The sequence below is a fragment of the Amycolatopsis sp. genome (assembly GCF_025464955.1).
Classification (GTDB): Bacteria; Actinomycetota; Actinomycetes; order Mycobacteriales; family Pseudonocardiaceae; genus Amycolatopsis.
Window position 1 is genome coordinate 1 of record NZ_JAODNM010000059.1, and the last position, 17949, is coordinate 17949.

Sequence of the window (17949 nt, forward strand, 5' to 3'; positions counted from 1 at the left end):
GGCATGCAGCAGCGCGGACAGGAAGCGGGCACTGTCCTCAGACACGTCCAGGACCGCCTCGTATGCAATACTCATCAGGCGCAGAACCTCTATGAAGTTGATCTCGGAAGGACCATCTTCATACCGAGGTTCTGCGTTTTTCTCTTGCATATCAACGAATTCGGCGAGTCATCCGTCATCGCCACATCACACTACTCAACGTCACCAAAGGTTACGCGGAAGAGTTCACTGGCACCGCCGAGCTACTGGCCAGGATGAAATTCCTCCCGGTCAGATTGGTCGGACGCCGGGCCTGCAACGTTGCCGCGCAAAGGGCCGTGCGGGCGGCCAGTTGAGAATCCGGCGCTGCCTGGACGGACTCCTCTCTCTGGAACGGCAAAGATCTGCCAGCGGCCGGTCGATCGCGAGGAATTGGCAGTACTGGTATGTGCTCACTGCCCGTCCAGTTCTTCGTCGCTACCAAAGAGCTTTGCCTCGAAACTCGAGTCGCCGCCCAGGTGGAAAAACAGATGTCCCTCGATCGTCTCGTTATCGACAAGTGACGCCCAGCCGTGTCCGCTGACCCGACCACCCTCGTCGGCACCTTCCCAGATGAACTTGACGCCAGTCCCGGCGTGTCGTTGACCGAATAGGTGAGGTCTCGGTAGATCGATTCTGAACCATGGCAATGGATGTCCGCCGGAGACCTCGTGTCCATTCGATCGAACCTGACCGACGCGCCATGGGCCGCGGTAGCCCCTGTTGCCCGTCGGGCGTAAGCCTGGTCGTCCACCGAAGTTGACCAAGCGCCGGCTCATCGACGCCGATCCGTTGGCAGATCCGGGCCGGGACACCCCTGGCGGGATGTTCCACCGGCCTACGGTCCCCAGCAGACCGGGCACACCAGCATGCGGCGAGCACGACGAAAGAGAGGCATCTGGCTGCCCTGACTTCCGAAACACGCCCTAGGACAGGCAACACTAGGGCAGCGGGACGGTGTCCAGGCCGGTGACTTTGGCGAGCAACCGGCGCCGGACCGGGAACGGCAGGAAGCGGCCCATCGCCCACGCGGTCCAGGAGTTGCGGCCGACGGGGTGGCGCAGGTGCGGCCGCCGGGCACCGACCACCTTCGCGATCCGGTCCGCGACCTCCTGGGGATCGCGTGCGCTCTGCGCGACTCTGGCCCGCACCTTCGCTTCCACGACCTCGGCGAACGCGCGGTACACACTGTCCGGCGGGCGGGCGACGATCGCCGAGGTCCAGATCTCGGTGCGGTAGGTCCCCGGTTCGATCAGCACCACGTCGATCCCCCAGGAGTGCACCTCCACGGCCAGCGACTGCGCCCAGCCTTCGACAGCGCACTTCGACGACGCGTAGGCGGACAACGTCGGCTCCGGCATGAACGCGCTGTTGCTGGACACTACGACGATCCGGCCCGAGCGTCGCTCACGCATGCCGGGCAGGACCTCGCGGGTCAACGCCAGCACGCCGAAGAAGTTGGTCTCGTAGACCTCCCGGACCGTCTCGTCCGGCTGGTCTTCGAAGAATCCCGCGTGGGCGACGCCGGCGTTGTGCACCACGACGTCGATTCCCCCGGCGGCTTCCCGCATTTGCCCGACGGCGTCGGCGATCGAACCCGGATCGCGGACGTCGAGCCGCAGGACCTCGACACCGACCCCGGCACGCTCCGCCGCGGCGTCGAGGGCGGCGCGCTTGGCGGGGTCGCGCATGGTCGCGAACACCCGGTGCCCCTGCCCGGCCAGTGTGACGGCCGTCAGCAGCCCGAACCCGCTCGAACAGCCGGTGATCAGCACGTTCATGCCGCTGACCATACATGAAATAAGTTCATGTATGGTCAGCGGCAGGTGACCGAGCCGATCAGGTCAGCTCACGGGTAGCTGACCACGTTGCTGGGCGTAGTGCCCGTCGGTGTGACCGCACCCGTGTCGTTGATGACATGGGTGATCGTGCCCTGGTAGTTCAGCGACACCGTGAGCAGACTGTGGAACTTCACGCTGGCGGCATTCGGCACTTCGAACGCGTGATAGGCGTTCACCGCCGGATTGACGTTGAAGAAGTTGTAACTGCCCAACCCCCACGCCTCATGTGAAGTGACGTTCGCCCCGACCTTGTACGCGGCGTAACCGTTCACGCCGGCCGGACTCATCCACGAAGCCTGGTTCGGCACGTCGTACGGCATTTCGTTCTGGAAGAAGATCGTTTTGCCGTTTTGCCCGTTCCAGGTGACCTCATACTTCTGGTAGTGCTCCACGAACAACCCGGTCGCCTCGACGTTGTTGCCGTTGACGATCACGCCGTTGTCTGCGGTGTTCGTCGTCCAGCCGACCGAACCCGCGTTGCCGTGGTCGGCCCGCCAAGCCCAGATGTGGTCGATGATCGCGTCATTGCTGTTGACGATCAGACTCGCCGTCGCCTTGCCCGCGTTTTCCCCGCCGATGCGGAAGAACACGTCCTGGATGGTCGTCGGGTTGGCGGCGTGGCTCGCCGACGATCCCGACTCGCCGACCGTGAGCAGCGCGGCCGAGTTGGTCGTGCCGGCGTCGAAGAGCAGGCCCTTGAGCCGGACCCCGTCGACGTCGGCGACCTGCACCGCGTTGACCCCGTTGTCCGGCACCAGAGTCGGGTAGCCGATGCCGAGGATCACCGTGTTCGCTTTGGTGACGTTGAGCGTCTGGTTGAGGTGGTAGACGCCCGGGGTGAAGAACAGGTTGCAGCCCGAGGCCAGCGCGGAGTTGATGGTCGACGCGGTGTCGCCGGCCTTGACCACGTAGAACTGGCTCATCGGCGCCGAGGTGCCAGGGGTGCTGCCGTTCGCCCAGCTCGGGCCCGAAGCGTTGGTGCGCAACGAAGGCTCGAACACCCGGTACTTGCCCGTGTTGTCGATGTAGAGGTACGGCACGTCACGGGAGACGGGCGTGGTGGCCAGCGTGGTTTCCGGCGGGTTCGGGAACGTGGTCGCCGGAGCGCCGCTGGTACCCGAGAACACCATGTTCCAGACGCCGCCCGCCCAGCTGGCCAGGCTGGAATCCCTGGTGTACCACTGCTGCTGCGAGATCGACGCGGTCTGGCCGGAGACCTTCGTGTCGGCGATGTAACCGCCACTGGCGAAGCCGAAGCTGGCCGGGTAGAGCTGCAGGTCGCCGCGGATGTCCATGCGGCGGAACGGGGCGGCCTGGGCGACTGCCCAGCGGTCCCCGCCGGTGGCGTTGACGGCCATGTTCTCCGCCGAGCGCCAGAAGTTCTGCGTCGCGTTGCCGGCGTCGGAGGCGTTGAACGCGTCGACGGTGACGTGGCCGTTGATGGTCACGTCGTCCGGATTCTGGCCCAGACCGGCGACCGAGGTGTAGAAACCGACGTTGTCCTCGACGTTGTACGTACCGGGCTTGAACAGCTGGGCGACCCGACGCTCCGAGAACTGCGCGGTCTGGGTGTCCTTCTGCGCGTTGAAGTCGGCGTCGAGCTGCGACTGGATCGTCGCCGAGGACATGCTCGGGTCGAAGACGTGCACGTTGGGGCCGAGGTTCGGGGTGTCGGACTGCGACGGGCAGGCCGCCGGCGCGGTGCCGATCGTGTAGCTCGCGCTCGCCACCGTCGAATTCGTCGAACCGGACTTCAGGGCGATCGCGTTGACCGTCCTGGTCGAGGAGACCGAAATCGGGCCCGTGTAAAGGGTCGACGACGCCGTGGGGGTCGAACCGTCGACGGTGTAGCGGATGCTCGAACCCGCCGTCGAGTCGGAAAGCGTCACCGATTGCGTGCTCGAGTACGTTCCGCCCGGTGGGGCGAAAGTCGGCGCGGCGACGGACGGGGTAGTGCCACCGCCCTGGGTGTAGGTGTAGTGCGGCGAGTCGTACTGGGGCCCGCTCTTCTCGTAGGTGAACCAGTATTCCAGCGCTGACCCCGTGGTCAACGAGCTGACGGTCTGCACCCAGGTGCCGGAGCTGTTGGTCATCCGGACGTTCTGCTGGTTCGCGCTGTTGACCAGGTAATGGACATCGACATAGACCGCCGGCGTGGTCGGCGTGAACGAGATCTTGGCCTGCGTCGCATTCAGTTGCGTGACGCTCTGGTTGAAGTCGGGAGCGGCCGCGGTAGCTGTACCACCGAGGCCGGCGACGGCGAGCAGGACGACCGACGCGGCGAACGCGAGCAGACCAGAGCGCCATCGTGGTCGACGAGAACTGGGTTTTTCGGGGCTCCACATCACTGTGGCGACACCTCCGGGCCTGGAATCGGTGAACGAACGAACACTCAGCACCCCCACTGGACTAGACCATAGACGGCCGAACCGGGGCGCGGAAGGGTTACGCGCCGGAAACAAATCCTGTCCGACCAGTCCGAAAATGGACACCATTCGGCAAGGTCACCTCGATTCAGAGCGGCCGGAGCCGCATTTTCGCGGAACCGGTACCGGAAACCGCAGGTTACGACACTGGAATCGCCGAATTGGTACACTCCTCCGTGATCAAGGGGGAGGGCCGTGGAGCCGCTGCAACCAGGTGATCCGGGCCGGATGGGCGGCTACCGACTACTGGCCCGCCTCGGCGCGGGCGGGATGGGGGTCGTCTACCTCGGCCGCTCCCCCGGTGGCCGGACGGTCGCGGTCAAGGTCGTCCGGGAACGGTTCGCCGGGGACGCCGAGTACCGCGCGCGGTTCCGGCGCGAGGTGTCCGCCGCCCGGACGGTGACGGGAGCGTTCACCGCACCGGTACTCGATGCCGATCCCGAGGCCTCGTCGCCGTGGTTGGTCACCGCGTACCTCCCCGGCCTGACACTGCTGCAGGCGGTCGGCACGTTCGGCGGCCTGCCGGCGTCCGCGGTCCGGGTGCTCGCCGCCGGGCTCGCCGAGGCACTCGCCGACATCCACCGGACCGGGCTGGCCCATCGCGACCTGAAACCGGCGAACATCATGCTGACCGGAGCCGGGCCGCGGGTAGTCGATTTCGGGATCGCCCGGCCGGAGGACGCCACCGCCATCACCCGGGTTGGTGCCGTCATCGGCACGCCGGGCTTCATGTCGCCCGAACAGGCTCGCGGTGATGTGGCGGGGCCTGCCGGCGACGTCTTCTCCTTCGGTTCGGTGTTGGTGTTCGCGGCGACCGGTAAGGAGCCGTTCGACGGCGGAGCCACGGTCGACACGCTGCGCCAGGTCGAGCAGGCGCGGCCCGATCTCGACGCGGTGGCCGATCGCGACCTCCGCGACCTGCTCACCGACTGCCTGCGGCGGGAACCGGGCCAACGGCCGACCGCGACCGAACTGCTGGACAGGCTGAGCGGGGACGGGACCTCGGTACAGGGCACCCGATGGCTGCCGCCCCCGCTCGCGGAGGCGATCGACCTCCGGACGGCCGCAGCCCGCCGGCTGCCCGGGTCCGTACTCGATACTGGGACGGAGTCCACCCGGCACTCGGCGCTGACGTCGGCGGTGATGGGCGGGGAGACACTCGAGCCACCAGTCACGCCAGCCGGACAGCGCGGGCTCAGCCGGCGGAACCTGATCATCGCCGGCGCCGCCACCTTGGCGGCGGCTGGTGGGGTGACCGCGTGGGCACTGAGCCGGACCTCGGAACCGCAGGCCGAGAACACGCCGCCACCGCGGACTACGCCGTCCAGCCCGCCCGCCGCGCCGCCCGCACCCCCGCTGGCCGTCCAGCAGTGGAAGGTCAAAGTCGGCGACGACTACCCGAACCTGTTCAGCGCGGGCGGGCTGGTGCTGGCCAGGGACACGAGCGACGTCCGCGGGCTGGACCCGAGCACCGGCGCGATCCGGTGGACGCTCCCGACCACGCTCCTCGGCACCGTGAGCAACGGCGTCGTGTACGTCGCCGGGAACTCGAACCCGCTGCTGACCGCCGTCGACCCCGCCTCCGGCGCCACCCGCTGGATGTACCGCGTGCTCTTTCCCGAAGCCCCGGTCTGGTTGGCGGACAACGGATCGGTGATCTGCTTCGGCGACGAAGACAAGATCAGGGCGCTGGGCTCGGGCGACGGGAAGACCCGCTGGACCGCGACCGCAGACGCGAAGCGGTCACTCACCGCGGCTCCGGGGATCATCGCGGCGGCTGACACCTCGCTGGTCGCACTGGACGACGCGAACGGCCGGACGAAATGGACGTACGCGATCGACATCGGGTACGTGCAACCGCGGTTCGGCAGCGGGCTGTTCTTCCTCACCGACAACTCCGGCGACCTGCACGCGGTCCACGCGGACAGCGGGACACGCGCCTGGACGAGCCCGGTGGGCAGCTGGACTGCCACCATGCTGGTCGACGCCGACCGGGTGTACATCGTCGGCGATGGCGGCACGGTCTTCGCGGTGAAGATCGCCACCGGGGAGACGGTCTGGTCACACAGACTGGGAAACAACGAAGGCGCGTCGTACGGGCAGTCGAACTCGCTCGGCCTGTCCGGTGACACGGTGTACGTCGGCTGCACCGACCGGAACGTGTACGCCTTGTCCGCGGCCGACGGCCGGACGCGGTGGACCTACGGCGCGGACTCGACGTTAACGGCGAACGGCCCCGTGTCCGTCGCCGGACTGGTGTTCGTCGGCACCAAGGACGGCTATGTGGAAGCATTGGCCCCGCCGAAGGGAGGCATGCGTGCGGGGTCTTGAACCCGGCGACCCCCGTTCCGTCGGGCGTTACCGGATTCTGGCGCGCGTCGGCGCCGGCGGGATGGCGATCGTCTACTTGGGACAGTCGGTGGGCGGTCGCGCGGTGGCGGTCAAGGTGATGCACACCGAATTCGCGCGGGAGCCGGCGTTCCGGGACCGCTTCCGGCGCGAAGTGTGGGCCGCCAGGACGGTCGGCGGGTTGTACAGCCCGGCGGTCCTCGACGCGGATCCCGAAGCGGCGATGCCCTGGCTGGCGACCGAGTTCCTGCCGTCGGTCTCACTGCGCGACGCGATACGGAACTTCGGTGCGCTGCCGATGTCTTCGGTGTGGCCGCTGGCCGTCGGGCTCGCCGAAGCGCTCGCGTCGATCCACCGCGCCGGGATCGCCCACCTGGACCTGAAACCGGCGAACGTGCTCCTCACCGCCGACGGGCCGCGGGTGATCGACTTCGGGATCGCCGACGAGGTGCGCACCGGACCGGTCACCCCGGCCGGTTCGCGGGGGTTCATGGCCCCGGAACAGGTGACCGGCACCGGGGCCGGCCCGGCGAGCGACGTGTACGCGTTCGGTTCGACGCTGGTGTACGCGTGCACCGGTGCCCAGCAGGGCGGTGAATCCTGGGTCGCCGACCCCGCCTTGCAAGCGATGCTCGCGCGATGCCTGCGGCCCGACCCGACCGAACGGCCGACCGCGCCCGAGCTGATCGGATACCTGACTTCGGTGGCTCCGGACGCCGTATCCGACACGGGCTGGCTGCCGCCGGTCATTGCAGCCGAGATCGACCGGCAGGTAGGCGAAGCGGAGAACCCGCCGGTCGCGAGATCCTCGGCCCCACTGCCTCGCCGGCTGAACCGGCGGGCACTGCTGATCGGGATGGGCGCCGTCGTCGTGGCTGGTGGGGGCGCCGGTGTGCTGGTACTGACCAGCGGGAGTCCCCCGTCCGCGCCGCCCACGTCGAGCCCCGCGCCCGTTCCGGTCCCCGTGGCGACCTCTGTCAGCGCCGCACCGAAGTCCCGCGCGCTGGAGTTCTACCTCTTCGGCACGGTAACGCTGACGGACGTGACCTACACGGTGAACGGCAAAGCCACGACGCTGCACAATGTGCCGCTACCCTGGCGCCAAGCCGTCGCCGTGGCGCCCTCGCCGCAGCTCGCGAGTTGGCGGATCCAGTACCACTTCCCACCGGGCGAAGTGAACTGGCGGATACTGATCGACGGGTTCGAGACCGCCACCGGGCAAACCAGCAGCGCCGGCGACCCATCGCAGGGCGATGACAATGGAACCAACTGATCCGGGGACCCCTCCCGGAGCCCACTGGTTAGCATGCTCGGACGTGGGCGCGGGGAAAGGGGACGGACCGTGACGCTGTCGATGCCCGGATCGTCGAGCAAGGTCAACCTCCTGCCGAAGGAGGTCGGCAGTCTCACCAGGGGCCTGCCACCGACCCAGCCGAACACGTTGTTCGTCCTGGGCGCGAACGGCGGCATGAGCGTCTCGCCGGACGTGGAGTTCCCGGTGCTGTTCGGGCGCAACGAACCGGACGTGCACGTCTGCGTCGGCCCGGACGATCCGCACGTCAGCAGGCAGCAGGGGTCGATCACGCGGGAACACGAACGCTGGGTGCTGAACAACCTCGGCCGGTTGCCGATCAGGTTCCCCGGCTCGCGACTGGTTCTCAGCGGGGACCGAGCCGAGCTGCCGGTGGGCTACACGCCGGTGTTCATCGTCGCCCCGAAACACGAGTACCTCCTCGAAGTGAGGATCGCCGCGCCGACCATGCCGCCGACGCGGATGGACGGGCACGAGGCCGAGACGCGCGACGGCAGCGTGTGGCCGCTGAGCGAAGTCGAAAGGCTGGTGCTCGTCTGCCTCAGCCAGCGCTACCTGCGGCACGATCCGCAGCCGCAACCCCTGACCTGGGCCCAGGTGGCGACCGAACTGAGCGATCTGCAGCCGACCGCGCGATGGACCTGGCGCCGGGCCGCCCACAACGTGACGAACGTGCGCAAACGGCTCAGCCCCAAGGTTCCCGGGCTGGTGGAGGACGAAGTCCCGCAGCCGGTGGGCAACACCCTCAACCACAACCTGATCATCGAACTACTGGTCTCCACCACGATCGGCAAGGCAGACCTGGAGCTGCTCGAGCCGTGACCGCGAGTTCACCGGCGAGCACCGACCGCCGAGCGGCTCGGAGTCAAGCGCGGCGGACGCGGCGCCAGAGGAAGCCGAGTACGAGCAAAGCGCCGAACACCACGAGGATCGCGAAGCCGGTGATCACACTGACCCGCGCCGCGGTGTATAACGTCTGGCCGCCGCCAGGCTGGTAGCCGTGTTCCTCGGCGATCCTTTCGGCGGAGAGCTGGACTTCCCTCTGCCCGGTCGGATCGATCCGGCCATCCTCGACCCGCATTTGGGCACTTCGACAGAATCACCTTCGCGTCGTCCGCCGTCCACGGCTTGGGCGCTTCGGGCGGCAGGTTGAGGACCACGGGGTAGGTACCTTGCCCGCCAGCCGGACCGGACCGCGGCTGGTCCCCCGACCGGATCTGCGTCGCGTACTTCGAGATCGTTCGTGGGCGCCACGGAAACAGAAAGAACTCGGCCACGTCGACGCAGTGTCGCGGACGGAGCTCGGGACGGGTCCCGGGCTCCGTCCGCAACCAACATCAGCCTGGTCAAGGCTGCTCGTGTAACGCCTGTATCACGCCAACCCCACCGTCACAGACAGCTCTACAGGGTTTACTTTGCGGGTCCGGCGGGCATTTAATCGTCATGACCACCCCAGACCCCCGGTGGCGGGTCCGTTCACCTGCATTGGGAGCAGCCGTGGAGACAGTTATGCCGCAAACGACGGAAACCAAGCAGCTCGCGACGGAGTTCGACCGCCGCGCCGCGGTGGCCTGGATCCGGGCTGCCGACGCCGGCCTGATCGACGCCGACGAGCTGGTCTACCTGTTGACCGGCGCGGATCCCGCGCGACTGGATACGGCGGACAGCGGGCGCGCCCGCCGCGGCTGACCACGACGAACGCACCCGCTGGCTGAGCATCAGCGCTTAGCGATGCGCCCGAACGACCTGCGCAGCCTCGGCCTGGGCGACCGCACGAAGACGTGCCGGGCTCGCCTGCGAAGGAACCGCACGCAACTGTGCGGGCGCAGGCAGAACGCGGGTCGGGTTGGCCTGCGCCGGGGCAGGGGCAGGCAGCGCACGAAGCTGAGCCGGGGCCGGACGCGTCACCTTCGCACGGACACCGTGGCGCGCCGGAGCAGCTGCGGAGACGACCTGGGCGGAACGACTCGGCGCCGGTGCCGCGTCGGCCACCGACGTCGCCAACGCCAGCGAACCGACAATCGCCGCTGCGACCGTACCGGAAACAACTAAACTTTTGAGCTGCATGGGTTTTCCTCCGATGGCCGAAAGCGGTCGAGTCCCCTGTGGACGATCCTTACCCGACCCAAGCTAGCCACCGACTGTCAGGAACCTGTTCGGATCCTGTCTTCTTCCCGTTGCGGCAGACCGGCGAGCGTCATAGGCGCCCGGGACGGTACGAGGCCAACGTCCGTAGCTCAGCAGACCTTCGCAACTCGACGGCGAGTTGCGATCGTTGCGGACATCAACTACCGCAACTCGCCGTCGAGTTGCGGTAAGAGGGAGCGCGGTTAGGGCTGTGGTGTCGAGCGCTTGCGTTTACTGAAGCAAGGACCGGGCCACGACGGGCACGCAGTACGGATCCGAGTGCCGCATCCGTGACGCGGTAGTACCACCGGTGCCGATGTGGGCACTGAGGCTGCTGGGGCTGGCTGCGTCCGCTGCCATTCGTACCAGGGGTCCCCCGATTCAGTACCGCTGCGGGCGTTAGCAAGTCGACGGCGAGTTGCGAAAGCCGGGGAATGCAGTCAGGGCTCGTGAGTGTCGCGGCCGGATGATCCGGTCGCGGCACTCACGAGCCCTGGGTGGGTTGTTCTGTTACAGGTGCATGGTGTTGCGCCTGGGTCTTCGAAGCGGATCAAGATGGGCAGGCGGGATGAAGTCCGGTCTCCCGTCACCGCCCATCCGCACTTCCCAACCACCACAATGAATTAATCGGTGGTGCCGTTCACACAGGAGGGTCAAGTTGTCCAGGTCGGTTGGCCCGCCGAGGATCCAATACACGATATGGTGCCCGTCGCAGTGTTTGGCGTGGCTTTTACAACCGGGAAACGCGCATCCGCGGTCCCGCATGACGAGTCGTCGCCGTTGTCCGGTGGTGATAATTCTCTTGGACCGCCCCAGATCCATCTGCTCACTCTCAGTCCCGAGAACAGCGGGAATCACCTTGCAGTCACACGCCAACATCCGCGCTTCCGCTGCCGTGATGACGCCACCGTAGTCGAGCATCGCCGTTCCGATGCCGGACTTGAGTGTTTCGTAGTCCACGGTGACCGCCACATGGACACGGTCACCACCATGGGTCGGGATCTCGTCCACGGTCATCGCGAGCCGGACCAGATCGACCAACGCGTCGGCCTGGCGTTCCCATTGGCTGCGGGTGTCGCGGCCTTCCTCTTTCGCCGAGTGCGGCTTCGCCAACGGATCCAACGCGGCCCGCAACTGGGCGTAGGCCAGGTTGTCGAGCTTGCCTTTGAGTGTCGCGGAGCCGTCGCGGTGTTCCTGGAACGACAACTCCCGCTGCGGTCTCTCCGGCGGATCCTTCGGCTCCGGCCCATCCGGATCCAACGTGTCGAGGATCCGGTCGCCGGCTTTCTTCACCTCGACCGGGGACGTGTTCACGGCGAGGTTGACCAGGATTTTCTCCGCCGCCACCCGATCCTCCTCCGACACCGTGCAAGGCATCGCCGTCATCGTCTTCACGATCACGTCCACATGCGCGGGAGTGAGAGCACCGGCCAATGCGGCGAAACCGGTCAGGGGTGCGACACCGGGGATCTCTGTCCCGTCGATGGCGTACAAGGAGTTGGTGCCGCGGGCACGGACCACGATCTGACGCGCCGCAGGCTCGGACAACCCCGTCGTATGCATCAGCCACTGCACCGCAGAGGTGTACTGATGAGTCACCTTGATGCCATCAGTCTCGGTCTTGGTGACCACCAGACCCAGCAGCGCGGTGTACCGGTTCATCTCCCGGGTGATCGCCCGCGCGTACTCGACCAGTGTCGCCGGATCAGCACGCCGGATATCGGCGGGATCGGGGAGGGTGATCGTTACGCTGGGCACTTCTCTATTCTACCTCGATTCGAACGTTTATTCGGAACACGGTCAGGTGATACACATTATCGCCGGGCGTAGTCGTCGAATATTTGGAAAGACCGCCATAGCAACGAAATACGCCCGCTCGTCTCCTGCAACTGCTTGCCGCGTCACTCACTGATGCACCACAATGACAAGGCCGGTTGCTTAACGTGAGTGGGGAGGCGTTATCCGTGCGTTGACCGCAAGAAAAGTCCCTTTGAGCCACTCGAAAAACACCACCAGCACAAAGCAACGGGCCCTCGAATCCGGCAATAACCCCGCCCGGCCCCGGTCCTTGCTGCAGTAAACCGGACCTACCACCTAACGCAAGCCAGCACCCGCACCTGTACCTGTACCTGTACCTGTACCTGTACCTGTACCTACCGAACCCGACCAGGACGAGGCCGCGTTCATCAGGCCGATCATGCCCGACACCAGCCGCATCTGGTCCACCGTCCGGATGTCGGCCTCTACCAGCCGCGGCGAGCAGACGAGTACCGCGACCGCTTGCGCGCGGGACAAGGCGACGTTCAACCGGTTGCGGGACAACAGGAAGTCCAGCCCACGTGGCAGGTCCACCGCGGACGACGACGTCATGGTCGCGATCACGACCGGTGCTTCCTGACCCTGGAAGCGGTCCACCGTGCCGACGCGGACGCCGGGGAAGCCGGCTCGCTGGAGTTCCCTGGTCACCACGCGCGCCTGCAGGTTATACGGCGCCACCACGAGGATGTCCTCGTCGGCGAGCGGGCGGACCTCATCGCCGTCCGCCCACATGCGACCGTGCAGGGACGCGACGATTTCCGCGACCGAAGCGGCTTCCTCGACCGAACGGGTGGTGTTGCCGTGGTGATCGACCTCGGCCAGGTACAGCCCGGCGGGTACGCCCGCCACACCTCGTCCGGCGGCCGACGGGTGCGCGTGCAGCAATCCGGCGTACGACAGCTGCGAGACCGGTTCGCACACCGCGGGGTGCATCCGCCTTGACTGGTCGAGGAAGTAGCCGAGGTCGGGCGAGATGACGTCGGCGTCGCCGATCAGGTGACCCAGCGCCGACGCCTCCGCGCCCGCCGGATGCGTGCCCTGCACGACCTGCGGCAGCTGCTGCGGATCGCCCAGCAGTACCAGGTTCTTCGCGCACATCGACACCGCGAGCGCGTCGGCGAGCGCGAACTGCCCGGCCTCGTCGATGACCAGGACGTCGAACGGCTCCGCCCGCAGCGCGGTGTTGGCGAAGGTCCACGCGGTGCCGCCGACGAGGTGGCCGGTGTCGTGCTCGGCCCGCCAGCGTACCAGTCCCGGGTTGTCCTTGGGCTGCTCCCACGGCAGCGACGGGTCGGCAGCTTTCTTCGGCCGCTTCGCCGCCGCCAGCTCCGGCGCGGTGGCCTTCGCCGCCGCCATGACGTTCTCCACCGCCTTGTGACTGGTCGACGTCACGGCCACGGTCTTGCCCGCGCGGACCAGGTGCGCGATCAACTGGCCTGCCAGGTACGTCTTGCCCGCCCCCGGCGGCCCCTGCACGGCCAGCGTCGAGTCGTCCAGCGCGTCGACGGTCTCGATCACCGTGCGCACCAGGTCGTCACCGGGCTCGGGCAGCGCTCGGCCTCCGCGCAACCGCGGCGGAGTACCGCGCAGCAAGTCGACACCGGGATGCGCGGGCAATGCCGGCAACCCTTCGACGACCAGCCGGGCGAGGTCCGCGACGGCCTCGTCCTTGGGCGAAGGCCGGACCGGGCTGCCGGGCAGGACCGCGGCCGGGCGCTCACCGGTCGTCTCGTCCACCGCGGCGCTTTCCTCCAGGGTCAGCACTTCGGCGGACGCGTCGAGGACCTTGGCGTCGCGGGCGGACGTCCGATAACGCAGCCGCACCTGGTCCCCGAGGGTGAACGGATGCGGCCGGTCCGGGTCGCAGGCGATGGTCAGCGTCCGCTTGGCCTTCTTGACCCGCCCCGCGGGCGCCACCCACTCCCCCGCGCGGACCGACACCGGGACCGCGCACGTCGTGTCGACTTCGAGGTCACCGAGTGGCGCGGCTACCTGCCGGAAGAACTCCCACCAGGCCGGGTTCGTCTCGCGGCGGTGGTAGCCGACCGCGGCGGCCAACAGCGCGCGGGCGCGTTGGTCGGCGGTGGCGTCGGCCGGGTCGTCGGGCAGTCCTTCGAGCAGCGGGTCCACCAACGCGGCCATGGCGGCAGCACGTTCCGCTCGGCGCTCGGCGGCGAGCTGGTCGGAGGTGTCCTCGATCAGCGCATCGGCGTCGGACCGTTCTTCCGGCGCGAGTGGTTCGATCCCGGCCTTCTCGCGGATCTGGTGGAGGAATTCGAAAAGCCGGAGCGTGGACACGCAGTCGTACTCGTTGTAGTCGCTGATCCCGCGCAGGACCTCGTCCGCACGCTCGACCTCGCTGAGTTGGGACAGCGTCAAGTACTCCTCGTACGCCTCGATGCTCGACACGGCGTTCTTGACGTCTCCGTCACGCGCGCTCGGCATGTACAGCGGCTCGAGGTACTTGATGGAGTACGACCGCTGCGATACCAGCAGTGCCTTGCGCACCACGGCGTAGAGGTCGACCAGCGCGCCGCCGCGAAGCAGGTCGTCCACGGCCTCTTCGCGCGTACCGTGCAGCGCGGCGAGCCGCTTGAGCGCGGTGACCTCGTAGGGCGCGTAGTGGTAGACATGCGCGCCGGGGTGAGCAGCGAGCCGAGCCGCGGCGAAATCGACGAACTCCTCGAACGCGCGCTTCTCCTGCGCCCGCGAGTGCGCCCAGAACGGCGTGAACTCCTCGGCTTCGTCCTTGGTGACCGCGCCGAACAGGTACTCGAGCCCGCTCCCGCCCAGCGCATACGGGTCGCCTTCCATGTCGAAGAAGACGTCGCCGGGGCTGAACGGCGGAAGCGCCGCGAGCACGCCGGGGTCGATGATCTCGTACCCGACCTCGCCGGTGGTGTCCTGTTTGACCTGGATGGCGGCCTGTGCGCGCAACGCCGTGAACGTGGTGGCGGACAGGTCCCGCGGCCGGTCCTCCGGCTCGGCGGTGGCCAGCGCGTCGATGGTGGCAAGCCCGGCCTCGGCCAGTTTGCGGCGCTGATCCGTGCGCATCCCCGCGACGAGCGACAGGTCGCGGTCGGTTTCCCGGCCGGACGCGCAGTGCTGGGCGTAACCGCAGCTCGCGCAGGCCGGGCGCTGGTCGGCCCACAGCCGCTCGGGCAGCTCGACCGGCCGTGCCCGGAGCCTGGACCGCAACCGCTCCAGCAACGGCAGAAAGTCGTCGACCCGCAGCGTCCGGGTGGTGCCGTCGCCCAGCAGGAGGTGCATTTCGGGCCCCGACGGCCAGCCGGCGCGCCGCAGTGCGTCGGCGTACGCGGTCAGCTGCAGCACCGCCGACGGCCTCGCGTGCCTGGCCAGCTTGGTGTCGTAGACCTCGTAGCGGCCTTCGTCGTCCCTGAGCAGGAAGTCTGCGCGGCCGGTGAAGTCCTCGTCGAGGAAAACCGCTTGGTAGATCACCGGCGCACCCGCTCGCAGCGCCTCGGCGGTCGCCTTCACCGCGGCCGCCCGGTCCTGGTAGTCGATTTCGACCACCGCGTGGCGTTCGTGCCGGAACTTGGCCAACGTGGCCTGCTCGTGGGCGCGTCCGTGCTTGACCGCGAGCTGGTCGGCGCCGCTGCCCGGGCGCGGCGCTCCCGGCAACCCGGCGGACAACGCCTGGTTGAGGATGCTGCGGTGATCGCATTCGAGCAGGTCGGCGAGGTCGCTGGGGGTGTGCATCGCTGGGCAGTCTGACACGGTCCGCGGCCGGAACCTCCTCAGCCCCGCCGCGACACGCCACCCGTCTGGTCGACACATTTCAGCTGGCGAGATGCACACCACACCTGGTTGGGTATCCACAGGGGCCGTAGAGGCTCTTGTGGAGAGGTCGGCGAGAAAGTCCGCGCCGCGCTGAACCGGTACTGGTCGTTCATGCGTGTCTGAACCAGAACCCCGACACGATGGGACGAACAGCGATGCAGTGTGAAACAGCAACCCGGATCGCGATCGACCTCGACGACACCTCCCGGTGCCCGGTGGCGCCGCTGTGCGAAGGCTGCGGCCGGACGGACGCGGGCCTGCGCGCCGCGATGGTCGAGACCAACTCGGCGGTGCACTGCCGCACCCTGTGCTCGTACTGCCTGAGCTCGGGGCGCACGCCCCGCATCGCCGACCGGCGGACAGCGCTGGCCCTCAACATCGTCCACTGCCAGCACCTCGGCATCGACTACGACGACATGATGGACGAGCTGGCCCGGCAGGGCGCGTTCACCGAGCCGATCAGCTGCAGCCGGCCCTCGTACCAGTAGAACGCGCGGTCAGGACCCCCGCGTCGTCGGATCTTGTCCGGTTCTGTCAGTCGTCTTCGAGCCGGCGGCGCCAGGGATGATCGCCGTGGGTATCCGCAAGTGCGACGCTCAACCAATGCCGCTGTTCCGGGAGGAGGACGCGCAGTGCCGCGGCGAACTCGGCCTCGTCCTTGGGGCGGGGTTCTTTGGCTTTGTAGAACAACTGCACTTCCGGCGCGAGGTACGGCACACCGTCAGCGCTGACGTGCCCCAGCGACGCAATCGGCTCGCGCACGCGAGGATTCCGCCGCGACACCCAGTCTTCGCCGTCGGATTCGTCGAGCATGACCTGGATCCGCCACGGCTCGACTGAAGACGGCCTGCACCAGATGTCGTGTACCGGCGGTGGCAGTGTCTCGCCGTGCGCCCAGGGGCAGAGGACGCCGGGCGGGTCGGCGGCCCACCACTCCCAGCCGGCGAGCACCTGCTGCACGGCAGCCTGATCGCGGCGCAGCAGCAGGACGTCGATGTCCGCGTGCTCGCGGAACGACCGCCCGACGGCGAGCTCGATCGCATATCCGCCCGCGATCCACCAGGGGACCCGAAGCCCGGAGAACCTCGCGACGACGTCGTCGAGACTCTCCGGTTCCCAGGTCCACACGCCCACCAGGGTGCCACGATCGTTACCGCACAGGCCTGCCCAGCGGGGTCACATCGAGGAACCCGAAGACCGGGTCGAGCAGCTCGACGCCGCGAGCGAACGTCGAGTAGGTGTGGAAAACCCTGTCCCCATCACGGATGAAGACGCTGTTACCGGGCTGCTCACCTTCGAGGAAGTCGGCTTTACCCGCCTTCTCGCTCGCGTCACGACCCCGGTAGTTGTACTCGGCCGGGGTCACCGAGTCGTCCATGCTGACGTGGAAGTCGAAGTTGAACTCGCTGCCGTGCGACGAGTACCACGGGCCGGCCAAGCCATGCTCCCGGCTGTACGCCTCGAGCTCGGGCCACGGCCCCCTGGCGACCATGGCCAACGTGATCCCGCTGTCGTTCAGCGTCCCCACGCCGCCCCGGTCGGCGATCGACCCGGCGCACATCGGGCAGATACGGCCGCCGTCGAAGACCCACATGACGTGCTGGATGATCAACTGCTCCCGACCCTCGAACAGGTCCAGCAGGCCGACCTGCCCGTGCACGCCCTCGAACACGTACTTCTTGTCGATCTCGACCCTCGGCAGCTCGCGACGCGCCGCGCTGATCCCGTCGAGCAGCCGGGTGGCTGCCTTCTCCCTGGCCAGCAGGTCGATGCGCGCGGCCAGCCATTCTTCCCGCGTGCCGATCCTCGACAACGTCATGTCGTCCTCCCGATGTCCCGGCACCCCGCTCGGGCGCCTCGTACCCTGAGGTCGAAGCAGCCCGGCGGATCTCGACATGACAACCCCAGGAGTTTCCTCGTGAAGTACCTGCTCATGATCTACCGCAACGCGACCGGCCGGGACGCGCTCGACGACGCCGGCCCGGACGCGTTGCACCAAGCGCACGGCGAGCTCATCAAGGACCTCATCGCCTCCGGCGAGTTCCTCGACACCAAGCCGCTGAGCAGGGACAACGCCCGAACAGTGCGGGTTCTCGACGGTCAGATCGTGTCCACTGACGGGCCGTTCACCGAAGCCAAGGAAGTGATGGCGGGCTACTACCTGGTCGACTGCGCCGACCTCGATCGCGCCACCGAGATCGCCGCCCGGCTCCCCGAAGCCCCGTACTCCCCCATCGAGATCCGCGAGTTCGAGTAG

General features: G+C 67.7%; 14 protein-coding genes. 6 read left to right on the top strand and 8 right to left on the bottom strand.

The genetic code is table 11. The annotated features are described in order from the left end of the window. Positions 1 to 959: 959 nt before the first annotated feature. Positions 960 to 1799, bottom strand: a complete 840-nt coding sequence (locus JWQ81_RS13240; RefSeq protein ID WP_297541154.1) for an SDR family oxidoreductase — start codon at positions 1797 to 1799, stop codon at positions 960 to 962. 68 nt (positions 1800 to 1867) lie between these two features. Beyond that, positions 1868 to 4204 (bottom strand): chitobiase/beta-hexosaminidase C-terminal domain-containing protein, encoded by a 2337-nt coding sequence (locus tag JWQ81_RS13245; protein WP_297541155.1) that lies wholly within the window; start codon positions 4202 to 4204, stop codon positions 1868 to 1870. 276 nt (positions 4205 to 4480) lie between these two features. Between JWQ81_RS13245 and JWQ81_RS13250 the strand changes: the two genes are divergently transcribed. From JWQ81_RS13250 to JWQ81_RS13260, 3 genes are all read left to right on the top strand, one after another. Continuing rightward, positions 4481 to 6616 carry a serine/threonine-protein kinase gene (locus JWQ81_RS13250; RefSeq protein ID WP_297541157.1) on the top strand — a complete coding sequence of 712 codons (2136 nt, stop codon included), beginning with the start codon at positions 4481 to 4483 and terminating at the stop codon, positions 6614 to 6616. After that, positions 6603 to 7907, top strand: a complete 1305-nt coding sequence (locus JWQ81_RS13255; protein WP_297541159.1) for a serine/threonine-protein kinase — start codon at positions 6603 to 6605, stop codon at positions 7905 to 7907. The genes JWQ81_RS13250 and JWQ81_RS13255 overlap by 14 nt, the downstream gene beginning before the upstream one ends. A 69-nt stretch (positions 7908 to 7976) precedes the next feature. Further along, on the top strand, positions 7977 to 8768 hold the full coding sequence (locus tag JWQ81_RS13260; protein WP_297541161.1) for an FHA domain-containing protein: 792 nt from the start codon (positions 7977 to 7979) through the stop codon (positions 8766 to 8768). Between the two features lie 43 nt (positions 8769 to 8811). On the opposite strand, the gene JWQ81_RS13265 is transcribed toward JWQ81_RS13260, so the two are convergent. Then, positions 8812 to 9027 carry a hypothetical protein gene (locus JWQ81_RS13265; RefSeq protein ID WP_297541163.1) on the bottom strand — a complete coding sequence of 72 codons (216 nt, stop codon included), beginning with the start codon at positions 9025 to 9027 and terminating at the stop codon, positions 8812 to 8814. Between the two features lie 428 nt (positions 9028 to 9455). Here JWQ81_RS13265 and JWQ81_RS13270 point away from each other — a divergent pair, with 428 nt between their 5' ends. Then, positions 9456 to 9635, top strand: a complete 180-nt coding sequence (locus JWQ81_RS13270; protein WP_297541165.1) for a hypothetical protein — start codon at positions 9456 to 9458, stop codon at positions 9633 to 9635. A 36-nt stretch (positions 9636 to 9671) separates the two neighbouring features. Here the strand turns inward: JWQ81_RS13270 and JWQ81_RS13275 are convergent, their stop codons facing one another. The 3 genes from JWQ81_RS13275 to JWQ81_RS13285 form a co-directional block, all read right to left on the bottom strand. Further along, a complete protein-coding gene (locus JWQ81_RS13275; RefSeq protein ID WP_297541167.1) occupies positions 9672 to 10013 on the bottom strand; it encodes a hypothetical protein in 342 nt (113 codons plus the stop codon). Positions 10014 to 10583: 570 nt separating this feature from the next. Next, a complete protein-coding gene (locus JWQ81_RS13280; RefSeq protein ID WP_297541169.1) occupies positions 10584 to 11831 on the bottom strand; it encodes an HNH endonuclease signature motif containing protein in 1248 nt (415 codons plus the stop codon). A gap of 336 nt (positions 11832 to 12167) precedes the next feature. Beyond that, positions 12168 to 15611, bottom strand: a complete 3444-nt coding sequence (locus tag JWQ81_RS13285) for a TM0106 family RecB-like putative nuclease (RefSeq protein WP_297541172.1) — start codon at positions 15609 to 15611, stop codon at positions 12168 to 12170. 236 nt (positions 15612 to 15847) lie between these two features. Between JWQ81_RS13285 and JWQ81_RS13290 the strand changes: the two genes are divergently transcribed. After that, positions 15848 to 16180: a hypothetical protein gene (locus JWQ81_RS13290; protein ID WP_297541174.1), complete on the top strand. Its 333-nt coding sequence runs from the start codon at positions 15848 to 15850 to the stop codon at positions 16178 to 16180. 46 nt (positions 16181 to 16226) lie between these two features. Here the strand turns inward: JWQ81_RS13290 and JWQ81_RS13295 are convergent, their stop codons facing one another. Then, positions 16227 to 16820: an amino acid transporter gene (locus JWQ81_RS13295; RefSeq protein ID WP_297541176.1), complete on the bottom strand. Its 594-nt coding sequence runs from the start codon at positions 16818 to 16820 to the stop codon at positions 16227 to 16229. Between the two features lie 22 nt (positions 16821 to 16842). Further along, a complete protein-coding gene (locus tag JWQ81_RS13300; protein WP_297541178.1) occupies positions 16843 to 17511 on the bottom strand; it encodes a DUF899 family protein in 669 nt (222 codons plus the stop codon). A gap of 99 nt (positions 17512 to 17610) precedes the next feature. Between JWQ81_RS13300 and JWQ81_RS13305 the strand changes: the two genes are divergently transcribed. After that, positions 17611 to 17949: a YciI family protein gene (locus JWQ81_RS13305; protein WP_297541180.1), complete on the top strand. Its 339-nt coding sequence runs from the start codon at positions 17611 to 17613 to the stop codon at positions 17947 to 17949.

Bases quoted from the DNA above. Each gene is read 5' to 3' on its own strand.
- JWQ81_RS13270 (WP_297541165.1), top strand. From the start codon at position 9,456: ATGCCGCAAACGACGGAAACCAAGCAGCTCGCGACGGAGTTCGACCGC.
- JWQ81_RS13265 (WP_297541163.1), bottom strand. From the start codon at position 9,027: ATGCGGGTCGAGGATGGCCGGATCGATCCGACCGGGCAGAGGGAAGTC.
- JWQ81_RS13275 (WP_297541167.1), bottom strand. From the start codon at position 10,013: ATGCAGCTCAAAAGTTTAGTTGTTTCCGGTACGGTCGCAGCGGCGATT.
- JWQ81_RS13300 (WP_297541178.1), bottom strand. From the start codon at position 17,511: ATGACGTTGTCGAGGATCGGCACGCGGGAAGAATGGCTGGCCGCGCGC.
- JWQ81_RS13240 (WP_297541154.1), bottom strand. From the start codon at position 1,799: ATGAACGTGCTGATCACCGGCTGTTCGAGCGGGTTCGGGCTGCTGACG.
- JWQ81_RS13285 (WP_297541172.1), bottom strand. From the start codon at position 15,611: ATGCACACCCCCAGCGACCTCGCCGACCTGCTCGAATGCGATCACCGC.
- JWQ81_RS13290 (WP_297541174.1), top strand. From the start codon at position 15,848: ATGCAGTGTGAAACAGCAACCCGGATCGCGATCGACCTCGACGACACC.
- JWQ81_RS13245 (WP_297541155.1), bottom strand. From the start codon at position 4,204: ATGTGGAGCCCCGAAAAACCCAGTTCTCGTCGACCACGATGGCGCTCT.